The organism is Mycobacterium sp. 852002-51961_SCH5331710, assembly GCF_001665535.1.
Lineage (GTDB): Bacteria > Actinomycetota > Actinomycetes > Mycobacteriales > Mycobacteriaceae > Mycobacterium.
Genome location: NZ_LZSQ01000020.1, coordinates 37,155 through 61,950 on the forward strand (window position 1 = coordinate 37,155; position 24,796 = coordinate 61,950).

At 66.6% G+C, this 24,796-nt stretch carries 25 protein-coding genes, 1 tRNA gene and 1 pseudogene; 16 read left to right on the forward strand and 11 right to left on the reverse strand.

Features of this window, described 5'->3' with window-relative positions; translation table 11 throughout:
- Positions 1–145: 145 nt before the first annotated feature.
- Positions 146–655: a phage holin family protein gene (locus A5752_RS03910; RefSeq protein ID WP_067082367.1), complete on the forward strand. Its 510-nt coding sequence runs from the start codon at positions 146–148 to the stop codon at positions 653–655.
- Entirely contained in the window at positions 656–1,597 is a 942-nt protein-coding gene (locus A5752_RS03915; protein WP_067082370.1) for an alpha/beta fold hydrolase, read from the forward strand.
- On the opposite strand, the gene marP is transcribed toward A5752_RS03915, so the two are convergent.
- The 4 genes from marP to nth are packed head-to-tail and all read right to left on the reverse strand — an operon-like array spanning position 1,594 to position 4,912.
- A complete protein-coding gene (marP, locus tag A5752_RS03920; RefSeq protein WP_067082373.1) occupies positions 1,594–2,781 on the reverse strand; it encodes an acid resistance serine protease MarP in 1,188 nt (395 codons plus the stop codon). The genes A5752_RS03915 and marP overlap by 4 nt on opposite strands.
- The gene (locus A5752_RS03925) at positions 2,778–3,554 is read right to left on the reverse strand and encodes an NUDIX hydrolase (RefSeq protein WP_067082376.1); all 777 of its coding nucleotides are present in this window, start codon (positions 3,552–3,554) and stop codon (positions 2,778–2,780) included. Before A5752_RS03925 ends, marP begins: the two co-directional genes overlap by 4 nt.
- Positions 3,551–4,210 carry a TlpA family protein disulfide reductase gene (locus A5752_RS03930; protein WP_067082378.1) on the reverse strand — a complete coding sequence of 220 codons (660 nt, stop codon included), beginning with the start codon at positions 4,208–4,210 and terminating at the stop codon, positions 3,551–3,553. The genes A5752_RS03925 and A5752_RS03930 overlap by 4 nt, the downstream gene beginning before the upstream one ends.
- A 21-nt stretch (positions 4,211–4,231) precedes the next feature.
- Positions 4,232–4,912 carry an endonuclease III gene (gene nth / locus A5752_RS03935; protein ID WP_197500536.1) on the reverse strand — a complete coding sequence of 227 codons (681 nt, stop codon included), beginning with the start codon at positions 4,910–4,912 and terminating at the stop codon, positions 4,232–4,234.
- A 231-nt stretch (positions 4,913–5,143) separates the two neighbouring features.
- Between nth and A5752_RS03940 the strand changes: the two genes are divergently transcribed.
- Both A5752_RS03940 and crp read left to right on the forward strand, forming a co-directional pair.
- Positions 5,144–5,476 (forward strand): hypothetical protein, encoded by a 333-nt coding sequence (locus tag A5752_RS03940; RefSeq protein ID WP_067082383.1) that lies wholly within the window; start codon positions 5,144–5,146, stop codon positions 5,474–5,476.
- Positions 5,477–5,564: 88 nt separating this feature from the next.
- Positions 5,565–6,239, forward strand: a complete 675-nt coding sequence (crp, locus tag A5752_RS03945) for a cAMP-activated global transcriptional regulator CRP (protein WP_064347819.1) — start codon at positions 5,565–5,567, stop codon at positions 6,237–6,239.
- A 20-nt stretch (positions 6,240–6,259) separates the two neighbouring features.
- Here crp and A5752_RS03950 read toward each other — a convergent pair whose 3' ends face one another.
- The 3 genes from A5752_RS03950 to sp36 are packed head-to-tail and all read right to left on the reverse strand — an operon-like array spanning position 6,260 to position 7,646.
- Positions 6,260–7,036, reverse strand: a complete 777-nt coding sequence (locus tag A5752_RS03950; RefSeq protein ID WP_067082386.1) for an MBL fold metallo-hydrolase — start codon at positions 7,034–7,036, stop codon at positions 6,260–6,262.
- Positions 7,033–7,488 carry a RidA family protein gene (locus A5752_RS03955; RefSeq protein ID WP_067082390.1) on the reverse strand — a complete coding sequence of 152 codons (456 nt, stop codon included), beginning with the start codon at positions 7,486–7,488 and terminating at the stop codon, positions 7,033–7,035. Before A5752_RS03955 ends, A5752_RS03950 begins: the two co-directional genes overlap by 4 nt.
- Complete coding sequence (gene sp36, locus A5752_RS27385) at positions 7,485–7,646, reverse strand: Sp36 family protein (protein ID WP_090278496.1); 162 nt, start codon at positions 7,644–7,646, stop codon at positions 7,485–7,487. Before sp36 ends, A5752_RS03955 begins: the two co-directional genes overlap by 4 nt.
- A gap of 76 nt (positions 7,647–7,722) precedes the next feature.
- On the opposite strand from sp36, the gene bagA reads away from it, so the two are divergent.
- Positions 7,723–8,742, forward strand: a complete 1,020-nt coding sequence (bagA, locus tag A5752_RS03960) for an ATPase BagA (RefSeq protein ID WP_067082393.1) — start codon at positions 7,723–7,725, stop codon at positions 8,740–8,742.
- Positions 8,743–8,773: 31 nt separating this feature from the next.
- A complete protein-coding gene (bagB, locus tag A5752_RS03965; protein WP_067082397.1) occupies positions 8,774–9,901 on the forward strand; it encodes an ATPase BagB in 1,128 nt (375 codons plus the stop codon).
- Positions 9,902–9,935: 34 nt separating this feature from the next.
- Here bagB and A5752_RS03970 read toward each other — a convergent pair whose 3' ends face one another.
- Positions 9,936–10,292 carry a WhiB family transcriptional regulator gene (locus A5752_RS03970; RefSeq protein ID WP_064399335.1) on the reverse strand — a complete coding sequence of 119 codons (357 nt, stop codon included), beginning with the start codon at positions 10,290–10,292 and terminating at the stop codon, positions 9,936–9,938.
- 295 nt (positions 10,293–10,587) lie between these two features.
- On the opposite strand from A5752_RS03970, the gene ponA2 reads away from it, so the two are divergent.
- The 4 genes from ponA2 to A5752_RS03990 all read left to right on the forward strand — a co-directional run bounded on the left by ponA2 (position 10,588) and on the right by A5752_RS03990 (position 15,536).
- Positions 10,588–13,050 carry a transglycosylase/D,D-transpeptidase PonA2 gene (gene ponA2, locus A5752_RS03975; protein WP_067082400.1) on the forward strand — a complete coding sequence of 821 codons (2,463 nt, stop codon included), beginning with the start codon at positions 10,588–10,590 and terminating at the stop codon, positions 13,048–13,050.
- A gap of 71 nt (positions 13,051–13,121) precedes the next feature.
- Positions 13,122–14,084, forward strand: coding sequence for a metallophosphoesterase (locus tag A5752_RS03980; RefSeq protein ID WP_067082403.1), 963 nt, complete (start codon positions 13,122–13,124; stop codon positions 14,082–14,084).
- On the forward strand, positions 14,081–15,187 hold the full coding sequence (gene cds1 / locus A5752_RS03985; RefSeq protein WP_067082406.1) for an L-cysteine desulfhydrase Cds1: 1,107 nt from the start codon (positions 14,081–14,083) through the stop codon (positions 15,185–15,187). Before A5752_RS03980 ends, cds1 begins: the two co-directional genes overlap by 4 nt.
- Positions 15,188–15,462: 275 nt before the next feature.
- Positions 15,463–15,536: transfer RNA gene (locus A5752_RS03990), tRNA-Pro, on the forward strand.
- 209 nt (positions 15,537–15,745) lie between these two features.
- Here the strand turns inward: A5752_RS03990 and A5752_RS28200 are convergent.
- Positions 15,746–16,759: pseudogene (locus A5752_RS28200) on the reverse strand (tyrosine-type recombinase/integrase); the annotation flags it as partial.
- 167 nt (positions 16,760–16,926) lie between these two features.
- Between A5752_RS28200 and A5752_RS26975 the strand changes: the two are divergent.
- From A5752_RS26975 to A5752_RS04005, 3 genes are all read left to right on the forward strand, one after another.
- The gene (locus A5752_RS26975) at positions 16,927–17,124 is read left to right on the forward strand and encodes a helix-turn-helix transcriptional regulator (protein WP_082696698.1); all 198 of its coding nucleotides are present in this window, start codon (positions 16,927–16,929) and stop codon (positions 17,122–17,124) included.
- Positions 17,125–17,258: 134 nt separating this feature from the next.
- The gene (locus A5752_RS04000) at positions 17,259–18,821 is read left to right on the forward strand and encodes an AICE element replication initiation protein (RefSeq protein WP_064403602.1); all 1,563 of its coding nucleotides are present in this window, start codon (positions 17,259–17,261) and stop codon (positions 18,819–18,821) included.
- Positions 18,822–18,908: 87 nt separating this feature from the next.
- Positions 18,909–19,370, forward strand: a complete 462-nt coding sequence (locus A5752_RS04005) for a hypothetical protein (RefSeq protein WP_064403601.1) — start codon at positions 18,909–18,911, stop codon at positions 19,368–19,370.
- Positions 19,371–19,384: 14 nt separating this feature from the next.
- Here the strand turns inward: A5752_RS04005 and A5752_RS26980 are convergent, their stop codons facing one another.
- Both A5752_RS26980 and A5752_RS04010 read right to left on the reverse strand, forming a co-directional pair.
- Positions 19,385–20,269: a hypothetical protein gene (locus A5752_RS26980; RefSeq protein WP_082696697.1), complete on the reverse strand. Its 885-nt coding sequence runs from the start codon at positions 20,267–20,269 to the stop codon at positions 19,385–19,387.
- Positions 20,270–20,389: 120 nt separating this feature from the next.
- Positions 20,390–21,625, reverse strand: coding sequence for a hypothetical protein (locus A5752_RS04010; RefSeq protein ID WP_064403600.1), 1,236 nt, complete (start codon positions 21,623–21,625; stop codon positions 20,390–20,392).
- 262 nt (positions 21,626–21,887) lie between these two features.
- Between A5752_RS04010 and A5752_RS04015 the strand changes: the two genes are divergently transcribed.
- The 3 genes from A5752_RS04015 to A5752_RS04025 all read left to right on the forward strand — a co-directional run bounded on the left by A5752_RS04015 (position 21,888) and on the right by A5752_RS04025 (position 24,770).
- Entirely contained in the window at positions 21,888–23,009 is a 1,122-nt protein-coding gene (locus tag A5752_RS04015) for a tyrosine-type recombinase/integrase (protein ID WP_030133894.1), read from the forward strand.
- Positions 22,999–23,331, forward strand: a complete 333-nt coding sequence (locus tag A5752_RS04020; RefSeq protein ID WP_030133893.1) for a helix-turn-helix domain-containing protein — start codon at positions 22,999–23,001, stop codon at positions 23,329–23,331. Before A5752_RS04015 ends, A5752_RS04020 begins: the two co-directional genes overlap by 11 nt.
- A 128-nt stretch (positions 23,332–23,459) precedes the next feature.
- Complete coding sequence (locus A5752_RS04025) at positions 23,460–24,770, forward strand: hypothetical protein (RefSeq protein ID WP_030133892.1); 1,311 nt, start codon at positions 23,460–23,462, stop codon at positions 24,768–24,770.
- Positions 24,771–24,796: the final 26 nt, after the last annotated feature.

Genomic DNA, 24,796 nt, shown 5'->3' on the forward strand with positions numbered 1-24,796 from the left:
ATCCGGCCAGTCTATCGTCGGCCGGGATCGTTTGAGCGCGCGCCACATGGCAACATGAGTCGCGACCGACTCCATTGCCGGCGGCGCCGGCAGTGGAACCAACGCCGGGACAGCCGGTGATCCGGCCGATGCGGGAGGAACCGTCGTGAGCGATCGCAGGAATGGCGCGCCGACCACCGTCACGTCGATACCGCTGGTCGACCCGCATGCCCCCAAGGCCGATCCGTCCATCGGCGACCTGGTCAAGGACGCGACCGCTCAAGTGTCGACGCTGGTGCGCGCCGAGGTCGAGTTGGCCAAGGCCGAGATCACGCGCGACGTCAAGAAGGGTCTGACCGGCAGCGTCTTCTTCATCCTCGCGCTGGTCGTGCTGTTCTACTCGACGTTCTTTTTCTTCTTCTTCCTCGGCGAACTGCTCGACCTGTGGCTGGTCAAGTGGGCGGCGTACCTGATCGTGTTCGGCCTGATGGTCGTCGTCACCGCGATCTTCGCGTTCCTGGGTTATCTCAAGGTGCGCCGCATCCGCGGTCCGCAGAAGACGATCGAATCGGTCAAGGAGATCCCCGAGGCACTGACGCCGGGCCACGACAAGTCCAAGGAGCTCGCCTCGGGCGACGGAAAGCCGGCGGCGACGTCCGACCCGTCGGGCTGGTAAATGCCCCCACCCGCCCCGTCGGTCGTCCGCATCGACGGGCCGTGGCGCCATCTCGAGGTGCACGCCAACGGGATTCGCTTCCACGTGGTCGAAGCACAGCCCGAGACGCCCGCGGGTCCCGAACGGCCGTTGGTGATCCTGCTGCACGGCTTCGGCTCGTTCTGGTGGTCGTGGCGCCATCAGTTGCGCGGGTTGACCGGTGCCCGGGTGGTCGCCGTCGACCTACGTGGTTACGGCGCCAGCGACAAGCCCCCGCGGGGTTACGACGGCTGGACGCTCGCCGGTGACACCGCCGGTCTGGTGCGCGCGCTGGGGCACACGTCCGCCACCCTCATCGGGCACGCCGACGGCGGCCTGGTGTGCTGGGCCACCGCGGTGCTGCATCCGCGCGCGGTCCGCGCGATCGCAGTGGTGAGCTCCCCGCATCCGGCCGCGCTGCGCGCCTCCGCGCTGCGCCGCCGCGACCAGGGCCGCGCGCTGTTGCCGTCGATGCTGCGCTACCAGGTGCCGATGTGGCCCGAGCGAACGCTGACGCGACATAACGCCGAGGAACTGGAGCACCTCGTGCGCAGCCGCGCGGGCAGTAATTGGCTTGCCTCCGAAGACTTCTCCGAGACCATCGGACATATGCGGCGCGCCATCCAGATACCCGGTGCCGCGCACTCGGCATTGGAGTACCAGCGCTGGGCCGTCCGCAGCCAACTACGCGGCGAAGGACGCCGTTTCATGCGCTCGATGGTGCGGCCGATCAACGTGCCCGTGCTGCACATGCGCGGCGACGTCGACCCTTACGTGCTCGCCGATCCGGTGTACCGCACCCAGCGCTACGCACCGCACGGTCGTTACGTATCCATCGACGACGCAGGACATTTCGGACACGAGGAAGCACCGGAGAAGGTCAACGCGCAACTGTCGCGGTTTCTCAGGCAGGTCTACGGCTAGGCGACACAGGCGCCGGTGGGCACCCGCTCGCTGTTGCCGAGTTTGGCCAGTTGATGCGACACCTCGTCGGCGGTGAGCACAAAGCCGGTGTCAGCATCGTCGACCGCTGCGCCGAACACCACGCCCAGCACCCGACCGTCCTTGTCGATCATCGGGCCACCCGAATTACCCTGTCGCACACTACCTCTGATGGTGTAGACCTCGCGCTCGACGGTGGTGGTGCGGTAGATGTCGGGACCGCTCAGCTCGATGATCTCGCGCACACGCGCCGGTGTGGCGACGAAGTTGCCGCCGCCGGGGTAGCCCATCACCACCGCGTCGGTTCCGGTGGTGGCGGGGGTCTCGGCGAACGACAGCGGCGCCGACGGCAGGTCCGGCACGTCGAGGATCGAGATGTCGGCCTGCGGGTCGTAGGAGACGACGAACGCGTCGTAGGTCTGCCCGTCGGCCTCGACGGTGACGCTCTCCGATCCGGCCACCACGTGGGCGTTCGAGATCACGCGATTGCTGGCGGCGACGAAGCCGGTGCCCTCGAGCACCTTCTGGCAACCCGGGGCCACCCCGCGGATCTTGACGACGCTGGGGCGGGCCGCCGCCACCACCGGATCGGCGGCGAGCGCGGCGTCGGGGGCGTCGACCGCGACGATCGGGGTGCGACCGAACGGTTGCAGCACATCCGGCAGGCCCGAGGTGTCCAACAGCGCCGAGAGGCGGGTCGGCACCTGCCGCAGCCATCCCGGCGCGGCGTCGTTGACCTCTTTGAGCACCTTCGAACCGCGCACCGCCGCGGCGAGGTTCGGCTGATCCGACGATTGCAGCGGGTAGGTCAGCATCCAGGCGGCCACCAGGACGGCCACGATCTGGATCGCGACGCCGACCAGCGAGTCGACCGCCCGCAGCGATCGGTTCCGGATGGCGCTGCGCACAGCGCGGCCGAGTACGACGCCCGCGATCTCGCCGACGACGACCAGCGCCAGGATCAGAAACAGGGTGACGAATAGCTTGGTGCGCGGCCCCTCGATGCTGGCGACCAGGTGCGGCGCCAGCAGCACACCGGCGACCGCGCCGAGCACCACCCCGAGGAACGACAGCATCGAGCCCAGCGCGCCCGAGCGCCAGCCCGAGATGCCCGCGACGAAGGCGATACCGAGGACGACGAGGTCCACCCACTGTGACGAAGTCATGATTGTGCATCACCGTAACCGCCGCCGCGGCCGACGAGCGCCATTGCGTCCTCCAGTTCGCGCACGTCGTCGGTATTCCACGGCTGCGCCCAGCCGGCGACGTCGAGCATCGCCGAGATCACCTGACCGGTGAAACCCCACACCAGCATCTCGTTGAGCAGGAACGCCGGGCCCGCGTAGCGGCGGGTGTTCGCGCTGCGGTACACCATGATGCGGTTTTCGGGATTGACGAACGCGCGCACCGGCACCCGGGCGACGTGCGCGGTCTCGGCCTCGTCGACGACGCGCACCGGACCCGGGTCCGGAGAGTAGGCGAGCACCGGTACGACGTGGAAGCCCGACGGCGGGATGAACAGCCGCTCCATCGTGGTGAGCGGATGCAGCCGACCGCCGTCGATCCCGGTCTCCTCATTGGCCTCTCGCAGCGCCGTCTGCACGGGGCTGTGGTCGCCGACCTCGACGGCGCCCCCGGGAAACGCGGCCTGACCCGCGTGATGCCGCAGCGTGCCCGCGCGCACCGTGACCAGCAGGTCGGCGTCGTCGGGGACACCACCGGTCGGGGAGTCGGCGGGCCCGGAGAACAGCACCAGCACCGCCGCCTCGCGCGCGTCGGCCTGTGCGGGTTTGCCTTCGCTGGTCACCATCGCCAACAGTTCGGGCGGCACCCGCCTGCGATAGGCCCGCTTGATGTCGCCGGCGTTGTCCAGCAGCGGCTTCAGCCAGGCCGGGGCGGCGTCGGGCGTCAGACCACTGCCCTCGCTGACCCAGCTCACCTCGGCTCTCCCGTCCTCACGCCGACCTGCGGCCCCACCGCCGCGGCGATCTCATCGGCGCTGGTGAAGGAGCGCGGCAGGACGTCGGCAACGGTACCGTCCGCGCGCAGCACCACGGTTGCGGGCATGACGTTGGGCACCCGCAGCGCGGCGGCGATCAGCCGCCTGCCGTCCTGCAGCGTGGGCAGCCGCACGCCGAGTTCGGCCAGCCGCAACAGCGCCGCCGTCTCGTTCTCGTCCTGGTGCACGGTCAGCACGGTGACTGCAGTACCCATGCGCCGCTGGTATTCGGCCATCGCCGGAAGTTCCGCGGTGCACGGCGCACACCAGTACGCCCACAGGTTGAGCACGACGACGCGGCCGGCCAGCGCCTTGGCCACGTCGACCATCGCACCGTCGCCCGCGCATTCCAGCGTGATCCCCCGCAGGTCCTCCGGGCCCGCACCAGCGCCGGGGCCGGGACACGGCGGCAGATCGGCCTCGGCGCGGGGACCTGCCAGCGCCTCGGCGGTGTCGGCGGCGCGGCGGTCACGTGCCGTGGGCTGCGACGGCGTCCCGGTGGACCCCGTGTCGCGGTCCAGCTGCGCCCACAGGGCCCACCCAAGCGCCACGAGGACCACGAGCACCACGACGGTCCAACGGGTCGAGGTACGCACGGTCGGTCGGGTCGGCGCGGGCTACAGACCGGCCATGGCCAGCAGGTGTTCGGTCTCGGGGCCTTTGACCAGCGCCGCGGCGGTCACAGGATCGGTCGGTCCGATGCCGAACGACGGGCAGTCGTTGGCCAGTACGCATACGCCGCACGCCGGTTTCCGGGCGTGGCAGACCCGCCGGCCGTGGAAGATCACCCGGTGGCTGAGGTCGGTCCACTCGCGGCGCTCGATGAGCTCACCGACCGCGTGCTCGACCTTGACGGGGTCCTCTTCGGTGGTCCACCCCCACCGGCGCACCAGCCGTCCGAAATGGGTGTCGACGGTGATTCCCGGGACGCCGAACGCGTTGCCGAGGATGACGTTGGCGGTCTTGCGCCCGACACCGGGAAGGGTGACGAGCTCGTCCATGGTCGCCGGCACTTCGCCGTCGAACCGCTCGACGAGTTCCTGCCCCAGCCGGATGAGCGAATTCGCCTTGTTGCGATAGAAGCCGGTGGGCCGGATGAGCTCCTCGAGCTCGGTGCGGTCGGCCTGCGCGTAGTCCAGGGCGGTGCGGTACTTCTTGAACAACGCAGGGGTGGTGAGGTTGACCCGCTTGTCGGTGCTCTGCGCGGACAGGATCGTGGCGACGGTGAGCTCGAGCGGGTTGGTGAAATCCAGCTCGCAGTACACGTGCGGAAATGCCTGCGCCAGCGTGCGATTCATTCGCCGCGCGCGGCGAACGAGACCGGTGCGCGTCTCGCCGTCGCGCTTCTTGGCACGCTTGAGCGTGCCCGCCTTCTTTGCCGACGCCTCGCTTACGGTCACGACTGCCAGCGTACTGAGACGCTCGGACAAAGCCACCGAAAAGGTGGTGGCAGCCGCCGTCGCGAAGTGGTGCGGACCGGTGACGATTCGTGATCCCGCTGAGACCTTGGGCGTGTTTACTTCTGCGTTGTGTCGTGGTTGCTCGTTGGCCTGATTCCGGGGTTGCTGATGGCGGTGACGCTCGGGCTGCAGCGGCTCGAAGCGGGCCTCAACCCCGATACGGTGTCGGCCACCGACGTGGCGAAATTCTTTGAGCGGGCCGAACCGTCCGACGTCGACAGGCTGGCGCGGGACGGGATGAGCCGGGCCCTGGACGGTATGCGCCAACGGCAACACGTCGAACATCCGATCGCCAACGGGTCAACCGCGCATTTTCGGGCTGCGGATCTGCCGGTTCGGGCGTATGCCCAGCACCGGATCAATCCGGAATTTCAGCAGACCCGACATGCCGATCGTGTGTAGCGTGGGCTGGTCACGAAATCGGGTACCTCTAGACTTATCTCGCTTACCGATAGAGGTCGGCTTCACCTAACAGCTTAAGAGGGGCAACGTGGACGAGATCCTGGCGCGGGCCGGAATCTTCCAGGGGGTCGAACCCAGCGCCGTCACCGCGCTGACCAAGCAATTGCAGCCAGTCGACTTCCCCCGTGGACACACCGTGTTCGCCGAGGGTGAGCCCGGCGATCGGCTCTACATCATCATTTCGGGCAAGGTAAAGATCGGCCGCCGGTCGCCGGACGGCCGCGAGAATCTGCTCACCATCATGGGCCCGTCGGACATGTTCGGCGAGCTCTCCATCTTCGACCCGGGTCCGCGGACGTCGAGCGCGACCACCATCACCGAGGTCCGCGCGGTGTCGATGGACCGTGACGCGTTGCGCGCGTGGATCGCCGACCGGCCGGAGATCGCCGAGCAGCTGCTGCGGGTGCTGGCCCGCCGGCTGCGCCGCACCAACAACAACCTCGCCGACCTGATCTTCACCGACGTGCCCGGCCGCGTGGCCAAGCAACTGCTTCAGCTGGCGCAGCGCTTCGGCACCCAGGAGGGCGGCGCGCTGCGGGTGACGCACGACCTCACCCAGGAGGAGATCGCCCAACTCGTCGGCGCCTCGCGTGAGACCGTCAACAAGGCGCTTGCCGATTTCGCCCACCGCGGCTGGATTCGCTTGGAGGGCAAGAGCGTTCTGATCTCGGACTCGGAGCGCCTGGCCCGCCGAGCGAGGTAACGAGCGCACCTGGCGCGAGATCACGCGCGCAGAAAATCGAGCTGCGCCTGAACGCTCCATTCCGCTACGTCCCACAGCTTCTCGTCGACGTCGGTGTAGACGTGTTCGACGACCTGGCGGGTGGTGGCGTCGTCGCCGAGCACCCGCAACGCCGCACGCACCTGTTCGAGCCGCTCCTTGCGGTGGGCCAGGTACATGTCGCTGACGGCTTCGATGTCGTGGAGATCGGGTCCGTGCCCCGGCAACACGGTGCGCCGCCCGAGGCCGCGCAGCCGTCGCAGTGACTCCAGGTAGTCGGTGAGGCTGCCGTCTTCTTTGTCGATGACGGTCGTCCCGCGGCCGAGCACGGTGTCGGCGGTCAACACGGCGTCGTCGAGCAGGAACGACACCGAGTCGGCGGTGTGCCCCGGTGTGGCCATCACGGTGATGCGCAGCCCCGCCGCGTCGATGACCTCGCCGTCGGTGAGCGGCCCGCCGAGCCCCCGCAGGAACCCGCTGCCCACCGATCGCACCACCGCGCCCGTGCTGTCGACGATCTTGTCGATGGCGCCGGTGTGATCCTCGTGCTTGTGGCTGATCAGCACCAGCGGGATGGTGCCCAGCTCGAGGATCTTCTCGATGTGCGCGTCGTCGTCGGGGCCCGGGTCGACGACGACCATCTCGTCGCTCCCGGGGCCGCGCAGCACCCACGTGTTGGTGCCTTCCAGCGTCATCAGGCCGGGGTTGTCGCACAACAGCACGGAGGCGGCGTCGGTGACCGGGCGCAGCCGCCCGTATGCCGGATGCTCCGGCGTCACGCGACCTCCACGATCACTTCGACCTCGACCGGGGCGTCCCTCGGCAGCTCCGAGACGCCGACGGCGGAACGGGCATGCGCCCCGGCGTCCCCGAACACCTCACCGAACAGTTCCGAGGCGCCGTTGATCACGCCGGGCTGGCCGTGGAATCCGGGCGCCGAGGCGACGAATCCGACCACCTTGACCACCCGGGTCACCGAGTCGATGCCGACCAGCGAGTGCACCGCGGCGAGCGCGTTGAGCGCGCACACCCGGGCCAGGGCGTGGGCCTGTTCGGGGTTGACGCCGGCGCCGACCTTGCCGGTCTGCAGCAGCTCGCCGTCGCGGATCGGCAACTGGCCCGCGGTGTAGACGAGGTTGCCCGTGCGTACCGCCGGCACGTAGGCCGCAAGGGGCGCCACCACCGGTGGCAACTCGATGCCCAGCTCGGCCAGCCGCGCGGAGGTCGTCATTTCGGGCGCTTGAGGTATGCGACGTGCTGTTCACCCGTGGGGCCCGGCAGTACGGACACCAACTCCCAGCCGTCCTCACCCCACTGGTCGAGGATCTGCTTGGTGGCGTGGGTCAGCAGCGGGACGGTGGCGTATTCCCACCGGGTGGATTCACTCATGGGCCGAGCTTATCTCCGGGCCGATACCGGGCCGCGGACCTGCGGACGCCGAGAATCCGTTGGCTAGCATGCACGAGTGGCTTCCACTACCAATGGCGGTAGATCCGTCGGCTGGCCGTCCCGGCTGAGCAAAGCTCGCCTGCACTTCGTCACCGGCAAGGGTGGCACCGGCAAATCCACGATCGCCGCATCGCTGGCGCTGGCGCTGGCGGCGGGCGGCCGCAAGGTCCTGCTGGTGGAAGTCGAAGGGCGCCAAGGCATCGCGCAGCTGTTCGACGTCCCTCCCCTGCCTTATCAGGAGGTCAAGATCGCGACCGCCGAGGGTGGCGGTCAGGTCAACGCGCTGGCCATCGACACCGAGGCCGCGTTCCTCGAGTACCTCGAGATGTTCTACAACCTGGGCCTGGCCGGCCGTGCGATGCGCAGGATCGGCGCCGTCGAGTTCGCGACCACGATCGCGCCGGGTCTGCGCGACGTGCTGCTGACCGGCAAGATCCGCGAGATCGTGACCCGCGCCGAGAAGGGCAAGCAGCCGGTTTACGACGCGGTCGTCGTCGATTCGCCCCCGACGGGCCGCATTGCGCGCTTCCTGGACGTCACCAAGGCAGTGTCGGATCTGGCGAAGGGCGGCCCGGTCCACGGGCAGGCCGAGAGCGTGGTCAAGGTGCTGCACTCCGACATGACCGCGATCCACCTCGTCACGCTGCTCGAAGCACTGCCCATCCAGGAGACGCTCGAGGCCATCGAGGAACTCAAGGAACTCGACCTGCCGATCGGCAGCGTCATCGTCAACCGCAACATCCCCGCGTACCTGCCCCCCGATGCGCTGGCCAAGGCCGCCGAGGGAGACATCGACGCCGACACCGTGCGCGCCGGCCTGACCGAGGTCGGAATCACGTTGTCCGACTCCGACTTCGCCGGCCTGTTGACCGAGACCATCCAGCACGCCACCCGGATCGAGGCGCGTGCCGAGAGCGCGGAACAACTCGATGCCCTGGACGTGGCGCGGCTGCAGTTGCCGCAAATCGTGGACGGCGTCGACCTCGGCAGCCTCTACGAACTCGCCGAAGAACTCGAACGGCAGGGGGTGCGCTGATGAGCGCTCGCGCAAAGAAGGGCCGGATCCGATGAGCACCACTCCACCGGCCCTCGACATGGGCACGATTCTCAAGGACACGTCGAACCGCGTCGTGGTGTGCTGCGGCGCAGGAGGTGTCGGTAAGACCACCACCGCGGCGGCGATGGCGCTGCGCGCGGCGGAGTACGGCCGGACCGTCGTGGTGCTGACCATCGACCCCGCCAAGCGGCTCGCCCAAGCGCTGGGCATCAAGACGCTCGGCAACACCCCGCAGCGGGTTCCGCTGGCCCCCGAGGTGCCGGGCGAACTGCACGCGATGATGCTCGACATGCGCCGCACGTTCGACGAGATGGTCATCCAGTACTCGGGAACCCAACGGGCACAAGAGATTCTGGACAACCAGTTCTATCAGACGGTGGCCACGTCGCTGGCGGGCACGCAGGAGTACATGGCCATGGAGAAGCTCGGCCAGTTGCTCGCCGAGGACCGCTGGGACCTGGTCGTCGTCGACACGCCGCCGTCGCGCAACGCGTTGGACTTCCTGGACGCGCCGAAGCGGTTGGGCGGCTTCATGGACAGCCGGCTCTGGAAGCTGCTCCTGGGTCCGGGCCGGGGCATCGGCCGGTTGGTCACCGGTGCGATGGGACTGGCGATGAAGGCGCTGTCGACGGTTCTGGGCTCGCAAATGCTCTCGGACGCAGCGTCTTTCGTGCAGTCACTCGATTCGACGTTCGGGGGGTTCCGCGAGAAGGCCGACCGCACATACGAACTGCTCAAGCGGCGCGGGACGCAGTTCGTGGTGGTGTCGGCGGCCGAACCGGACGCGCTTCGCGAGGCGTCCTTCTTCGTCGACCGGCTCTCGGAGGAGAGCATGCCGCTGGCCGGCCTGATCCTCAACCGCACGCATCCGATGCTCTGTGATCTGCACGCGGAGAAGGCCGAAGAGGCCGCCGAGACCATCGAGAAGAACGATCCGGATTCGGTGACGGCCGCGGTGCTGCGGATTCACGCCGACCGGGCGATGACCGCCAAACGCGAGATCCGGCTGCTGTCGCGGTTCACCGGCGCCAACCCGCACGTGTCGATCGTGGGAGTGCCCTCGCTGCCGTTCGACGTGTCGGACCTAGAGGCGCTGCGGGCCATCGCCGATCAGATCACCGGCGAGACCGCCGCTTAGCGGCGGCGCAGAGACGCGGACTTATCCGCGCGGATCAGACCGCGTTGCGGTGCTTGCGCTGGGCGTTGAAGAACTCCGCCCAGGAGACGACCTCGGGATGCTGCTTGAGCAGAGCGCGGCGTTGCCGCTCGGTCATCCCACCCCAGACCCCGAACTCCACCCGGTTGTCGAGCGCATCGGCCCCGCACTCGAGGATCACCGGGCAATGCCGGCATATCACCGCGGCTTTGCGCTGTGCGGCCCCCCGGACGAACAGCTCATCAGGATCGGTCTGGCGGCATCGGGCTTGCGACACCCAGGCGATGCGGGCCTCGGCCTCAGCACCGTGCACAACGCTGTGAGCCGACGACGTCATCGCGGTTCTGCGCGCCGCGGGCCTAGTTGCTGACACCAGAGTTCCCTCCGTTCCAACCGCCCCCCGGCCAACACCGGTACGGCGCGATCCCTGGTAGTAGAACGCTGATGCGATCTACGCCACATTGCGAGGGGTCAGTGTGACCTGCATCGCACTGTTCGACCAAATTAGATGGTCAAAGCCGTTCTGCGCAATACGTGAGAACCCTATTTTTTGGGACGACCGTGCCGTCACGCGGCAGAATTGACGTCAGCGCCGCTAAACGCCGTTTTTCTAGGCCCACGTCGCCCGCGGCAAGCCGGTGTTTTCCGACGTCGTTAGTCTGTAGGTCATGCCGGAGCGCCCGCCGAGTTCATCGCCGACTGTGCCTCCGCGGACGGTCACGGTGATCAAGCTCGCGTGGTGCGTTCTGCTGGCCGCCGTGATCACCGCGGCGTTGCTGTTCCCGGTGGTCGGCGGGTTCGGCCTGGTGTCCAACCGGGCCTCCGATGTGGTGGCCAACGGTTCGGCGCAGCTCGTCGAGGGCGAGGTGCCGCAGGTCTCGACGATGGTCGACGCCAAGGGCAACGTCATCGCCTGGCTCTACAACCAGCGTCGCTTCGAGGTGCCCAGCGACCAGATCGCCAACACGATGAAGCTGGCGATCGTCTCCATCGAGGACAAGCGGTTCGCCGAACACAACGGCGTCGACTGGCAGGGCACGTTGACCGGCTTGTCCGGCTATCTGTCCGGCAACCTGGACACCCGCGGCGGTTCGACGATCGAGCAGCAGTACGTCAAGAACTACCAGCTGCTGGTGATCGCCCAGACCGACTCCGAGAAGCGGGCCGCGATCGAGACCACCCCGGCCCGCAAGCTGCGTGAGATCCGGATGGCGTTGACGCTGGACAAGACGTTCACCAAGTCCGAGATCCTGACCCGCTATCTGAACCTGGTGTCGTTCGGCAACGGCGCGTTCGGTGTGCAGGACGCCGCGCAGACGTACTTCGGTGTCAACGCTTCCGAGTTGAACTGGCAGCAGGCGGCCCTGCTGGCGGGCATGGTGCAGTCGACCAGCACGCTGAACCCCTACACCAACCCCGAGGGCGCGCTGGCTCGGCGAAACCTGGTGCTGGACACCATGATCCAGAACATCCCCGAGGAGGCGGAGGCGCTTCGTGCCGCCAAGGAGCAGCCTCTCGGCGTTCTTCCGCAGCCGAAGGAGCTGCCGCGCGGCTGCATCGCCGCGGGTGATCGCGCGTTCTTCTGCGACTACGTGCTCGAGTACCTGGCGCGCGCCGGGATCAGCAAGGAACAGGTCGCCAGGGGCGGATACCTGATCAGGACGACGCTCGACCCCGACGTCCAGGGGCCGGTGAAGGCGGCGGTCAACCAGTTCGCCAGCCCGGACCTCAACGGCGTCGCCAGCGTGATGAACGTGATCAAACCGGGCAAGGAGTCACACCCGGTGCTGGCGATGGCCAGCAGCCGCACTTACGGACTGAACTCCGAGGCCGGCGAGACCATGCAACCGCAGCCGTTCTCCCTGGTGGGCGACGGTGCCGGGTCGACGTTCAAGCTGTTCACGACGGCCGCGGCGCTGGAGATGGGCATGGGCATCAACGCCCAGCTCGACGTGCCTGCGCAGTTCCAGGCGAAGGGCCTCGGCAGCAGCGACACCCCGGGCTGTCCGGCGGCGACGTGGTGCGTGAAGAACGCCGGCGGCTACCGCGGCACGATGAACATCACCGACGCCTTGGCGACGTCGCCGAACACCGCCTTCGCCAAGCTGATCTCGCAGGTCGGTGTGCAGCGCAGCGTCGACATGGCGGTGCGGTTGGGGCTGCGGTCCTACGCGCTGCCGGGCACCGCGCGCGACTACGACCCGGACAGCAACGAGAGCCTCGCCGACTTCGTCAAACGGCAGAACCTCGGATCGTTCGTGCTGGGCCCGATCGAGGTCAACGCGCTCGAGTTCGCCAATGTCGGCGCGACGCTGGCCTCCGGCGGCGTGTGGTGCCCGCCGAACCCGATCGCGCAGGTCATCGACCGCAACGGCGAGGAGGTCTCCGTCACCACCGAGACATGCGAACAGGTGGTTCCCGAGGGTCTTGCCAACACGATGGCCACCGCGATGAGCAAGGACCACGAGGGAGCGGGCACCGCGGCCGCCGCGGCCGGTTCGGTCGGCTGGGACCTGCCGATGGCGGGTAAGACCGGTACCACCGAGGCCCACCGCTCGTCGGCGTTCCTCGGATTCACCAACACGCTCGCCGCCGGGAACTACATCTACGACGACTCCACCGCCCCCGGCGAACTGTGTTCGTTCCCGCTGCGCAAGTGCGGTTCCGGCAACCTGTACGGCGGTAACGAACCGGCCAGGACGTGGTTCGCCGCGATCAAGCCAATCGCCACCAACTTCGGCGAGGTCCGGCTGCCGCCGACGGATCCGCGCTACGTCGAGGGCGGCCCCGGCTCGCGCGTGCCCAGCGTGTCGGGCATGACGGAGAGCACCGCCCGCCAGCGCCTGCGCGACGCCGGCTTCCAGGTCGCTGACCAGTCATCCTCGGTGAACAGCAACGCACCCAGAGGCTCCGTGGTCGGCACGTCGCCCGCCGGGCAGACGGTGCCGGGCTCGATCATCACGATCCAGGTCTCCAACGGCATCCCGCCTGCACCGCCGCCGCCTCCGCCGGGAGCGATACCCGGACTCCCCGCGCCCGTCGGCCAGACGGTGGTCGAGATCCCCGGACTCCCGCCGATCACGGTGCCCGTGCTCGGCCCGCCGCCGCCGGCGCCACCGCCGCCGCCGTGATGCTGTGCGTTTGCCCACGCCCGGCCGGGCGAGGACGCTGAGTCGGCGGCTCTGGCAGTAGGCTCTGCAGCATGTCCGCTCGTTCGACGACGATCCTGAAGAACTCCGCCGCGGCGTCGGCAGGCGCGCTGGTCGCCGGCATCGGCTACGCATCGGTGATCGAGCGAAACGCCTTCGTGGTGCGGGAAGTGACGATGCCGGTGCTTTCGCCGGGGTCATCGCCACTGAAGGTGCTGCACATCAGCGACATCCACATGCGTCCCGGCCAACGTCGCAAGCAGGCGTGGCTGCGCGACCTGGTGACGCTCGAGCCCGATCTCGTGGTCAACACCGGCGACAACCTCGCGCACCCGAAGGCCGTGCCCGCTGTGGTGCAGTCGCTGTCGGAGTTGCTCTCGGTCCCCGGGGTGTTCGTATTCGGCAGCAACGACTACTTCGCACCGCGGGCGAAGAACCCCCTGAACTACGTCACCCGGCCGAGCCATCGCATCCACGGTGAGCCGCTGCCCTGGCAGGACCTGCGGGCGGCGTTCACCGAGCGCGGCTGGCTGGATCTGACCCACACCCGCCGCGAGCTCGAGGTTCGCGGCCTGACGATCGCGGCGGCCGGCGTCGACGACCCGCACCTGTCGCGCGACCGCTACGACACCATCGCCGGCCCGGCAAGTCCCGCCGCCAACCTGACGCTGGGGCTGACCCATTCGCCGGAGCCGCGGGTGCTCGACCGCTTCGCCGCCGACGGCTACCAGCTGGTAATGGCGGGCCACACCCACGGCGGCCAGCTGTGCCTGCCCTTCTACGGAGCGCTCGTCACCAACTGCGGCCTGGACCGTTCGCGGGTGAAGGGCCCGTCGCGCTGGGGTGCACGCACCCAGCTGCACGTCTCGGCGGGCATCGGCACCTCGCCGTACGCGCCGCTGCGGTTCTGCTGCCGCCCCGAGGCGACGCTGCTGACTCTGGTCGCGGCGCCGATCGGCGGCCGGGACACGGGCGCTCGGGAGGGCACGTCCCACCCGAGTGTCTCGGTGCGGTGACCGACAAGGCACACACAGCAAGTCGTAGCGGACCGCGCGCGTGGGCGGACGAAGCGGTCCGGTTGATCGAGGCCGACGCCCGCCGCAGTGCCGACACCCACCTGTTGCGGTATCCGCTGCCGTCGGCGTGGTGCGACGGTTGCGATCTGCAGCTGTACCTCAAGGACGAGACGACCCACATCACCGGCAGCCTCAAGCACCGGCTGGCGCGTTCGCTGTTCCTCTACGGCTTGTGCAACGGGTGGATCGACGAGAACACCACGATCATCGAGGCGTCGTCGGGATCCACGGCGGTGTCCGAGGCGTATTTCGCAGCGCTGCTGGGCCTGCCGTTCATCGCCGTGGTGCCGTCGTCGACGAGTGCCAGCAAGATCGCCTTGATCGAATCCCAGGGCGGCCGTTGCCATTTCGTCGCCGAGTCCAGCCAGGTGTACGCGGAGGCCGAACGGCTCGCCGCGGACACCGGCGGCCATTACATCGATCAGTTCACCAACGCCGAGCGGGCCACCGACTGGCGCGGAAACAACAACATCGCCGAATCGATCTTCGAGCAGATGCGCGACGAGGCGCACCCGGTGCCCGACTGGATCGTGGTGGGGGCCGGTACCGGAGGGACGAGCGCCACCATCGGCCGCTACATCCGCTACCGGCGCTACGCCACGCGGTTGTGTGTGGTGGACCCGGAGAACTCGGCGTTCTTTCCGTCCTACGCGCAGGGCCGCGGCGATGTGGTGACGGGTATGTCATCGCGGATCGAGGGGATCGGGCGGCCACGGGTGGAGCCGTCGTTCCTGCCGGGCGTCGTCGACCGGATGGTGGTCGTGCCGGACGCCGCCTCGGTCGCCGCCGCGCAGCATGCCAGCAGGGTGTTGGGCCGTCGGGTGGGTCCGTCAACGGGAACGAATCTGTGGGGGGCGTTCGGCCTCTTGGCCGAGATGAGGGCGGAAGGACGAAGCGGATCAGTGGTCACGCTGCTCGCTGACAGCGGCGACCGCTACGCGGACACCTACTTCTGCGACGAGTGGCTGACCAGCCAGGGGCTGGACCCCTCGGAGTCCGCGTCGGTGTTGGCCGAATTCGAACGCTCCGGCCGCTGGCCCTGATCGTCCGCCCCGCCGATCAGCGGGCCGTCGGAGGTCAGGAACAGCCACACCGCGGCGAGCACGAAAAAGCCCAGGTAGATGGATGCGCCTAGCCCAGTCATCTCGTCCTCGCTTCGTCGTTTGCCTTCAATGATGAACAACGCCACCGACAACTCTTTGCTTCCCGCGGCGTGTCGCGAATCACGACTTCGACCGGACGCCCTATCGCCGTCGCCGTCGGCCGTGGGCGTTTGGCTTAGCTGCCCGCCGGTGCGATACGCTGTCGTGGCTTCACGCGGGGTGTGGCGCAGCTTGGTAGCGCGCTTCGTTCGGGACGAAGAGGTCGTGGGTTCGAATCCCGCCACCCCGACTCGTGTTATCGCAGGTAAGAGGCCCTGACTGGTTGTACTGGTCGGGGCCTTCGTCCTTTCCAGTCCGCAGCTGGTCCGCAGCAGCTTCCAGCGATTGAGTTCGAGCTTCGTCGAGAGCCGCCGAAACCATCTCCAAGTCATCCGGAAACAGATCGGCGTAGGTGTCCAACGTGAGGACCGCCGAGGCGTGCCCCAGCATGGTCTGAACGGCCTTGACGTTGGCGCCGGCGCTGATGGCCAGAGACGCGGCGGTGTGACGGAGATCGTGGGGGGTCACCACCGGGAAGGTTGCATCTTTGGCGACGAGCCGCTTGACCGCCTTGTTGAACACTCGGCGTCGCCAGTTCGACACTCTCAGAACTCCGCCCTCGGGCGCGGCGAAGACTAGGTCATCGGGCTTCTTCCCGACCATCAGTGCGGCCAGTTCGTGAGCAAGGAATGCGGGAAAGGGCACCATCCGCTGCTCATAGGACTTGGGTGATGACCATTCGAGTTGACCTTCGACCTCCGTGACGGACTCACGCACGTGGACGCGACGTCGAAGCATCTTCGCGTCACCGACACGCAGTGCCGCCATCTCTCCCCAGCGCAATCCGGTGTAGGCCAGGAAACGCACGACCGTCGCATCCGTCCCGACTTCAATCGCGAGCTGCTCAACCTGCCGGTGAGTCAGGTAACCGCGCGGCCGCCGTTTGCGGCGAGGAAGCTTGATTCCCACACACGGATTGCGTGCGATACGGCGGTCCTCGACCGCCATCTCCAGCACCTGACGCAAAATTCCCACAGCATTCTCGATGGTGGCCGCGCCGGCACCGGCAGACGTCAGCGACTGGACCCACGTCCGGACGTCGGTCGTCTGCACGTCGGCGACAGCTACAGCTGACCACCGAGGCTCGACGTACACCGGCCACGTGTATCGCCGCGTCGATGCCGTCGTCTTCTTGAGATGGCTCTGCGTCCCAAGCCATTTCGCGTAGAGCTCGCCGACGCTGACGCGTCCCGCCTTCGGAGCGACGTAAGCGCCCGTCACCTGCATGGCTGTGATCTCGTCGAGCCAGGCCTGCGCATCCACCTTCCGCTCGAAGGACCGTGTGTTCTCCTGGCCCTGGTCGTCGACATAACGTGCCAGCCAGCGACGCCCCTTGCCTGCCCGCGCAGTAGGGCCACCGTCTGCCCGCCGCCAGCGGTCCTCCACGCCGCCACGGCGATTACGTCTCTGCATAGCTGCTCCTCTGCCAACGCAAGTCTGGCACCGACCACCGACAGTCGGTGAGAAGAACCGACCGGCACCAATTTCAGCGTGAATTCCACGCTACTGGTGGACAGATTGATAAGGCCACCAGCAGGGTGAGATCCGTACGGAGCAAGTTTGATCCAGGAGGAATCACAATGGAACTGCTTGGAGCTAAACAGGTATCGGAGCTGACAGGAGTTCCGGTCGGGACGCTGCGGTACTGGCGCCATTCGGATATCGGCCCTGCGAGCTTCACGCTCGGACGCCGAGTCGTCTATCGGCGCGACGAGGTACTGCGGTGGATATCGCAGCGGGAGAATGCAACCCGTCGAGGAGGCGGCGACGCGGCATGACGACCATCCAAGCGAAAAGCCCCGGGGACTAGCCGAGGCTTTTCGTTCGAACCACCCGAACCTCACACACGGAAGTTCCTTATGAGAATAGCTCGCCATGCCTGCCTGCAGAAGCAGCACGGGCAGGAAATCCTATGAGCGCCAAGGAAGAAGCGGACAAGCGGTCAGTTGCCGCCCGCCTGGTCGGCATGGCGCAGGAACGCTACCTTCTCGGGGTGTCGGAAGACGGCGAACCGTTTGGCGCCGAACGTACGCGTCCGCATATTGCGATGCTCCTTCGCGGTGGCCGAACAGGGCTGCGTGCCGACCTTGCCGCCCGATACTTCGCCGAGACCGGCGCAGTCGCCGGCGGTCAAGCACTCACCGACGCCACGTTGATCCTTGAAGGCCTGGCAGCTGCCCAGGCCCCGGAGAAGCTGCACCTGCGCGTTGCCGAGCACCACGGGGCGAGCTACATCGATACCGGACGACCCGATGGCAAGGTCATTCGCATCGGCTCGGGCCGTTGGACGGTCCTCGACTCCGCGCCGGTGCGGTTTTCGCGAACCAGGCTGACCGCAGCCATGCCCTTACCTCTGGCCGATGGTGATCTGGAGCGGCTATGGGATTTCGTCAATGTCGCCGTCGAAGACCGGCCCGTGTTGCTCGCGGCGCTCGTCGCTGCATTGATCCAATGCGACGTGCCGCATCCTGTGTTGGCACTCTTCGCGGAGCAAGGCAGCGCCAAGAGCACGACGACACGCATGCTGGTCGACCTCATTGACCCGTCGCCGGTCCCGCTGCGCCAGGCGCCGCGCGACGCCGACTCCTGGGTGACCGCTGCCTCCGGCTCGTGGGTAGTCGCACTGGACAACCTGTCCGCCATCCCGTCGTGGTTGTCGGACTCGCTGTGCCGCGCCGCCACCGGCGACGGCAACGTAAAACGTGCGCTTTACACCGACGCCGATCTCGCGGTTGTGAAGTTCCGCCGCTGCGTCATCATCAACGGCATCGATGTCGGTGCGGTACGTCCCGACCTCGCCGAGCGACTCGCGACGGTCGACCTACGACGCATCGATCACCACATGCGACAACCGGAGGCCACGATGCGACAGATGTGGATGGAGTCTCTACCAGGAATTTTAGGCGGATTGCTCGACTTAGCCTGCGCTGTGCATCGGCGCCTGGCGACCATCGTGGTCGACAACGCGCCACGGATGGCGGACTTTGGCCGCACCCTGGCGGCCGTGGACGAGGCGTTGTCGACCCATGGCTTGCGTCGCTACTTGTCGCGCGCCGATCAGCTCTCCGAGGACAGCCTGTCTGCCGACCCATTTATTGAACAACTGCGGCGGCACGCCCGTGAACCACTCGTCGGGAAATCTGGCGGCGACCTCCTGACGATGGTCACCCCGGTCAGCGACCACTGGCGACGCCCCAAGGAATGGCCGAAGAACGGCAGAGATGTCACAGCAAGTCTGAGGCGGCACGCACCGGCGCTGCGGAGCCTCGGATGGGTCATCGACGACGACGGCGCGCGTAACCATCGGAACGTGTTGCTATGGACCATCTATCCGCCATACAAAGATGTGGTGGCTCAACTAGCCTCGCAATCCTCGCGTCCCTCGCTGCTACCGTCGAGCACCACCACGCTGCGTAATCCTGAGATCGCGGTTGCACCGGTCACCGATGAGAGCCGCGAAGACCTACCCGCGTAGCAGTGCCTGCGTCGTTCTGCGTAATCGCGAGTTGTTCTGTCGGGTCCGGAGGGCATTATCAGGACGTACACGGGAAGGCCAGTTGACATGAATCTCGATAACGATCTGAAGCGGTTGGCCACCGCCGCGGCAACTAATTGGCCGGAGATCGCATTATCGGGCCGTCTCGACGCCGCGATTCGAGACCTCTACCGAACACATCTGCCGTTCCCGCCATCTTGGACTCCCGACGAGCGTGACGAGTTCATCGAGGAGCACGCCGAAATGGACGCGCAACAATTGGTTAGCCGGTTCGACGACCTGATCGACGTCGTGATTGACGGCGTCGGCCACCAGTACGGGTGCCAGCCCAGTCAGGACGACGCTTCATCCACGATCGCTCAAGCGCGAGAGGATGCCGTCTACGAGTTGCAAGCCAGTATCGAATATTTGTCAGATGACCTCGCGCAGAGTGCGATCCACACTGCGGGCCGGACCGTCGCGAGTATGACTGGGTGCAGTCCCGCCGGACGACGTTCCCGGCGGAGGTCGAGACACATGAGCCGCTGATTCGCCTGACCTTCTCACCAGCTACGGTGCGGATGAACGGCATTGGATAGATCCCGCGCGGCCGTCAGAGTTGCCCGATCGAGCTTCTTGAGCCGAGCCTGCTCTGCCACACGTGTGAGCAACTCACACAGCACCCCGGCGTCACCCAGCGCAGTTCCTACGGCATCCACCTGCACGACAGGCTCGTTCCGTCGGCCTGTCGGCTCAGATTGCTCCTGCGACGCAGTGACTTTCGGCACTTCGACGACACGTATCGGTGCGCCGTAGCGTTGCGCGGCTGTGCGCGCCGACGACGCGTCTCGACGACACGTGTCCGAGCAATACAATCGGCGACGGCCACGCCGAGGAGCGGCGTCCTCATCGAGCATCACCGCATCGCAGCGGACACAGCGAGTCGGATCGTAGCCACCGCCAACACCCGCACCGGGCGAACCCCGGGTTACATCCTCTGGCAGTGGATCGACGCTGACTGAGTCGGTGTTCGGACCCAATGCATCAACAGGTCTCGGACTCGCTGCCGCCGAAGCCGTTGAACCCCGTCCACCCTGATCTCCGGTGCGCGCGCGGCGCAGGACAGTCTGAATTTCGCGGACATCCAAGCGGACGAGTTCAGCGATCTGCGCAAAGGTTTGGCCGCGAGCCCGCATCTGGTCGACCACAGCCTGCAGCTCACGAAAGTGAGCAGCCCGCCTCTTCACCGCATCAGCACGGATGTTCTCGGCGGCCTGGTCGAAGCGCTTGCGTTCCCAGGTATCAACGGTGCCGATTCTATGGAGAATTGCCCGGATCTCCTCGGCACCGGCCGCGTTGGCTCGATCACGGCGAACCCGCTCCTCTCTCTTCTTTCGCTGCGCTTCCCATGCCCGGCGCCGCGCAAGAAGCTTCTCATTCGCGCCCATGTCTGCAACCTATGAACTGGCAGCCGGATAAGTCCACCACCACAGCCACATTCGTAAAGACAGTCCGAGACCCACGGCAGGGCGACCTACGAAGCCCGAGCAACCTGCATCACGGTGATGTCAGCGGGAGACTTCGACGACCTCGCCCCGAATCGCCCAGTGCTCATCTATCGGTTCAACCCGGAGTAGCTCGCCGGCGACGCAGAACTCGTCGGCAGGTGCCCAAACGACACCATCGTTAGACAAGCGGACGAGTCGCGGCACCGAGCCGAGCACAGCGCGGCGTTGATCAAGCAAGTGGCGTTCTATGTCTGCGGGGTCGGCTGCGAGACTCATTGCGAGCCGCGATGCGACCTCGTGCAGGATCGTCGTGTCAGTGTGGGCCTGGAATGCAGCGACCACACCGTCCACGACCCCCTTGACCAGATTGCCTAACACGCGCCGATGCCTACGCGGAGGTCGCACCTCGACCTTGACCGCGAAAGCCGTCCCTCGATCGCAGACGGACTCGGCCACCTTGACCTGTCCGCGGACAACCGCTAACCACACCTGTGCTGCCAGCTTTTCGCCCGCGAACGCGCCCAGGTCCGTCCAGCCGAACGCTGCGAGCTGCCGACCCTCCTGCCAACCGTCGAAGCTGCAAGACCGCGACCGAAGTGCGTAGCGGTACCCAAACGGATACACGGCACCATCCGGAGCTGGTGTCGCGGCACCAGCGAGTTCGAAGCGGATTCCGTTGGCGCCAGCCACTGCGAAGGAGTCGATGCCGTAGAGCACGACGTTTTCGACGTCCGCCCTGTCGTCCTTCTCGCCAAAGAATGTGGCGTGTAGCACCTGTCCGCCTGCAGGCTCCAGTTGCCTGCAACGGGACTTGATAGCCGAACGCAAGCGCTCCTGCCACTCAGGCCGATGTTGGCGCTCGAATCGGATGTAGTCATCGGCCCACGCCTGGACGACCTCACCGTCCGGTCCGTGGATCTCAAAGCGGGTTGCGTGATCAGAGCTCGAAGCTGCGGTCTTTGTCTCCGTGTCGAGAACACGCGGAGGCACGTCTTGGCCAGGACGGCACGTCCTGCACCTCGAGATCGGCTCTCCTACGTGTTCGGCCGTCCACTGTTCGATTCCGATCACGTGCTCCGCACAGACTTTCACGTATTGGTCAGTCCATGATCCCTTGCCGCTCTGCTGCCGGACGCTGATCGTCGAGCAGCCCGCACGGTGAACGCGCGCGTCGGTCGGATTGTGATTACGCCTGATGTTGATCACGTAGCCAGCGGGGTGCTCGGTGAGCCACTCCATGTAGCCGGTGTCGTCGTCGCGGAACTCGCGGGCGCTCATCGCCTCATCCTCTGCCACGTTGCCGCAGGGTCAATGCACCTCGGCGCTGCCGCATCACATCAAGTCCCTGCTCAAAGTCGGATCCACACACCTCTTGCACTCCGGGCCAGAAGATCGCCAATCAACTTAAAGTTGACGCACGCGGGTGGCGCTTGGGGCGAGAGCCGCCAAGCCGCCATTGAACCATTTCCCGTTTGTGCTGATGAGCGATTTCGGCCCAGATCGTGGTAACTTGCCGTTGACATTGACAACTGTGAGTTGACCGTCTGGAGGCCTTCAGTTGAGCGTTCCAGGTTCGGCGCACCTCGTTCTCGCCGCGGGCGTGGTCCATCTTGATGAACCGTCCGCGGTCTTTGAAGCGATGCTGTCGGGGTGGCGACGCCAGCAGAAGTCCCGGCTGCTTGCCGAGGCCACGATCGAATCGCGATTGGCGTTCGTGCGACGGTTCGCTGCGTTCGCCGAGACGCATCCGTGGGATTGGACGGCCGGCGATGTCGAGGACTTCACGGCGGCTCTGATGTCGGGAAACAACCGCAAGGCGCCCTCGACAATTCGCGGCTACCACATGACGCTGCGGTTGTTTTGTGACTACCTACTCGATGGCCGTTATGGCTGGATCTCGCAGTGCGAGCAGCGGTTCGAAAGGATCCCGTCGCAGGTCTGCCATGACTTCAACACCGCGGCGCATCTGGTCGAATACGAGGGCAAGCCCGCCCGCCGGCCGTTCACCTACGACGAGGTGGAAACGTTGTTCGCGTTCCTTGCCGATCGAGTGGACATCATTGCGCGTTCGGGTCGCAAAGGCGCGTTGGCGGCGTTGCGCGACGCGCAGATGATCAAGACGGCCTACGCCTTCGGGTTACGCCGTCGAGAGCTGTGCTACCTCGACGTGGCCGACCTGCGTCCCAACCCGCGGATGCCGGCGTGGGGAACGTTCGGCGCCGTCCACGTCCGGTATGCCAAGTCCAGCCGCGGCAGCGCCCCTCGGCGTCGCACGGTGCTGGCCGTTCCCGAGTTCGACTGGGTGATCGACGGACTGCGCCAATGGGTCGATCAAGCCCGGCCGCTTCTGAGTCCCGGCAGCCGTCAAGAGTTGTGGCTGACTGAGCGTCGGCAGCGGGTGGCGACCAAGCAAATGGACAAGCGATTCGCCTACTTGCGGGCGCAGGCCGGTCTGCCTCAAGACCTCACCCTGCACTGCCTGCGGCACTCCTATGTGACCCACCTGATCGAGTTCGGTTACCCGGAACGGTTCGTTACCGAGCAGGTCGGACATTCTTACGCCTCGACCACCGCGATTTACACCTCGGTGTCCAACGACTTCAAGACCAAAACGTTGCAGGCGGCGCTGCGCCGCGTCTACGGATCCGCGACGACTGAAGGGAGCCAGGATGAGCACTAGAACCGTCCTCCGGTGGAACCTGCGCCGCCTGATGGCCGAGAACGGCATGTTCGCCACCACCGACCTCGTCGCACCGCTGCACGAACGTGGCGTGGAGATCTCCCGACAGATGGTTCACCGGATCGCTACCAAGCCTCCACAGCGCATCAATCTCGACCTGCTGGCGGCGCTGTGCGACATCCTGGCGTGCACCCCCAACGATCTGTTCGAGCTCGCCCAAGAACAGATCCGCGAGGCACCCGCAGTCAACGACAGCGGGTCCGGGATCGGCGACCTGCGGCCGATCCGCGCCAGGATCCGCCGCCCCGGCGACAACGAGTGAATCGACGAGCCTGCTGGGAGTGCGCAAGCACCAACTACCTGACCCGGCTGACGCATGGGTGTCGCATTTGTGTCGGCTGCCGTCGCAGGCGGCACTACCACCCCGAAACCTGTCCGGGCTGCCATGTCGTGCGGCCGCTGGCATGGCGACGCGGCGAGACGGTGGTGTGCGCGTCATGTGCCGGTGTCGAGTCGATCTTCGGGTGCCGCGAATGCGGGCGCGAAGACCATCCCTACGGGCACAATCGGTGCGCGCGATGCTTCCTGCGTGAACGCCTCAGCGACTTGCTCGCCGACCCGACGACCGGCCAGATTCACCGCCAATTGCGGCCGGTCTTCGACGAGCTGGTGAACTCCGAACGCCCACAAACAGGGCTGTGGTGGCTGCGCAAGAAACCTGGCATCGGCCCCCAACTTCTCGGGCAGATGGCTTGCGGCGCGGTCGACATCAGCCACGACACCTTCCGCACCCTGCCCTCGGATCGTGCCCACGACTACCTTCGCAGTCTTCTCGTCGCGGTCGGTGTCCTGGAACCGTTCGACATCCGCATCGAACGGATGCTGCCCTGGATCGAAGACATCGTCGCCGAACTGCCCGCCGAGGACGCCGCCTTGATTCGCCGATTCGCGCACTGGCAGGTGCTGCGAGGAATGCGCAAGGCCGCCCGTGAAGACCGGTTGACCAAGTCGATGGCCGATGCGTGTCGACGGCGCATCCGCGTCGCGATCGAGTTCGTGGGCTTCCTCGCCCGCCATGACGCCAGTGCGGCGACCGCGACCCAGGATCTGTTGGAGCGCTACCAAGAACACGTCGGCAGGATGCTGAACCATGAGTACGCCTTCATCGTCTGGCTACGCCAATCCCGCACCAACACCAAACTCCGAGTCCCCGACGTCCCGCAGTCACCGCCCTCAGTAACCGTCTCCGATACGCAGCGGTGGGCGGCCGTAGAGCGTCTGCTGCACGACACGACCGTGCGCCGTTATACACGAATTGCGGGCCTGCTCACATTGCTGTTCGCACAGCCGCTTTCACGCATCGTCGCCATGCGCACCAGTCAGGTCGCGATCACCGACGACCGGGCCGTGCACGTCACCTTCAGCAAGATTCCAGTCCAGATGCCGCCGCTCCTCGACGACCTCATCCGTGAGCACCTCGAGCACCGCGGCAAAAGCCTCTACGCCTCACGCGGAACCGGCTGGCTGTTCCGCGGCGGCAACCCTGCAGCGCACCTCGCCACCGAGAACATCCGCTCCCAGCTCGTCGCCATCGGGATCAAGCCCTACGAGAACCGCAAAGCGACCCTCTTCCACCTCTCCGGCGACATGCCCGCACCAGTCCTGGCCGAACTGCTCGGGCTCACCGACAAAAACGCCGCCGACTGGGCCAGACTTGCTGCCCGCGACTGGACCGCCTACATCGCCGAAAGAGCCCGCTGACCGTATCGCTGTGCCTCAGATGGATT

Bases quoted from the DNA above. Each gene is read 5' to 3' on its own strand.
- nth (WP_197500536.1), bottom strand. From the start codon at position 4,912: ATGAATCGCACGCTGGCGCAGGCATTTCCGCACGTGTACTGCGAGCTG.
- sp36 (WP_090278496.1), bottom strand. From the start codon at position 7,646: ATGAGTGAATCCACCCGGTGGGAATACGCCACCGTCCCGCTGCTGACC.
- A5752_RS04005 (WP_064403601.1), top strand. From the start codon at position 18,909: ATGAATCTCGATAACGATCTGAAGCGGTTGGCCACCGCCGCGGCAACT.
- A5752_RS03915 (WP_067082370.1), top strand. From the start codon at position 656: ATGCCCCCACCCGCCCCGTCGGTCGTCCGCATCGACGGGCCGTGGCGC.
- A5752_RS04000 (WP_064403602.1), top strand. From the start codon at position 17,259: ATGAGCGCCAAGGAAGAAGCGGACAAGCGGTCAGTTGCCGCCCGCCTG.
- A5752_RS26980 (WP_082696697.1), bottom strand. From the start codon at position 20,269: ATGGGCGCGAATGAGAAGCTTCTTGCGCGGCGCCGGGCATGGGAAGCG.
- marP (WP_067082373.1), bottom strand. From the start codon at position 2,781: ATGACTTCGTCACAGTGGGTGGACCTCGTCGTCCTCGGTATCGCCTTC.
- bagB (WP_067082397.1), top strand. From the start codon at position 8,774: ATGAGCACCACTCCACCGGCCCTCGACATGGGCACGATTCTCAAGGAC.
- A5752_RS03980 (WP_067082403.1), top strand. From the start codon at position 13,122: ATGTCCGCTCGTTCGACGACGATCCTGAAGAACTCCGCCGCGGCGTCG.
- A5752_RS04020 (WP_030133893.1), top strand. From the start codon at position 22,999: ATGAGCACTAGAACCGTCCTCCGGTGGAACCTGCGCCGCCTGATGGCC.
- A5752_RS26975 (WP_082696698.1), top strand. From the start codon at position 16,927: ATGGAACTGCTTGGAGCTAAACAGGTATCGGAGCTGACAGGAGTTCCG.
- ponA2 (WP_067082400.1), top strand. From the start codon at position 10,588: ATGCCGGAGCGCCCGCCGAGTTCATCGCCGACTGTGCCTCCGCGGACG.
- A5752_RS03955 (WP_067082390.1), bottom strand. From the start codon at position 7,488: ATGACGACCTCCGCGCGGCTGGCCGAGCTGGGCATCGAGTTGCCACCG.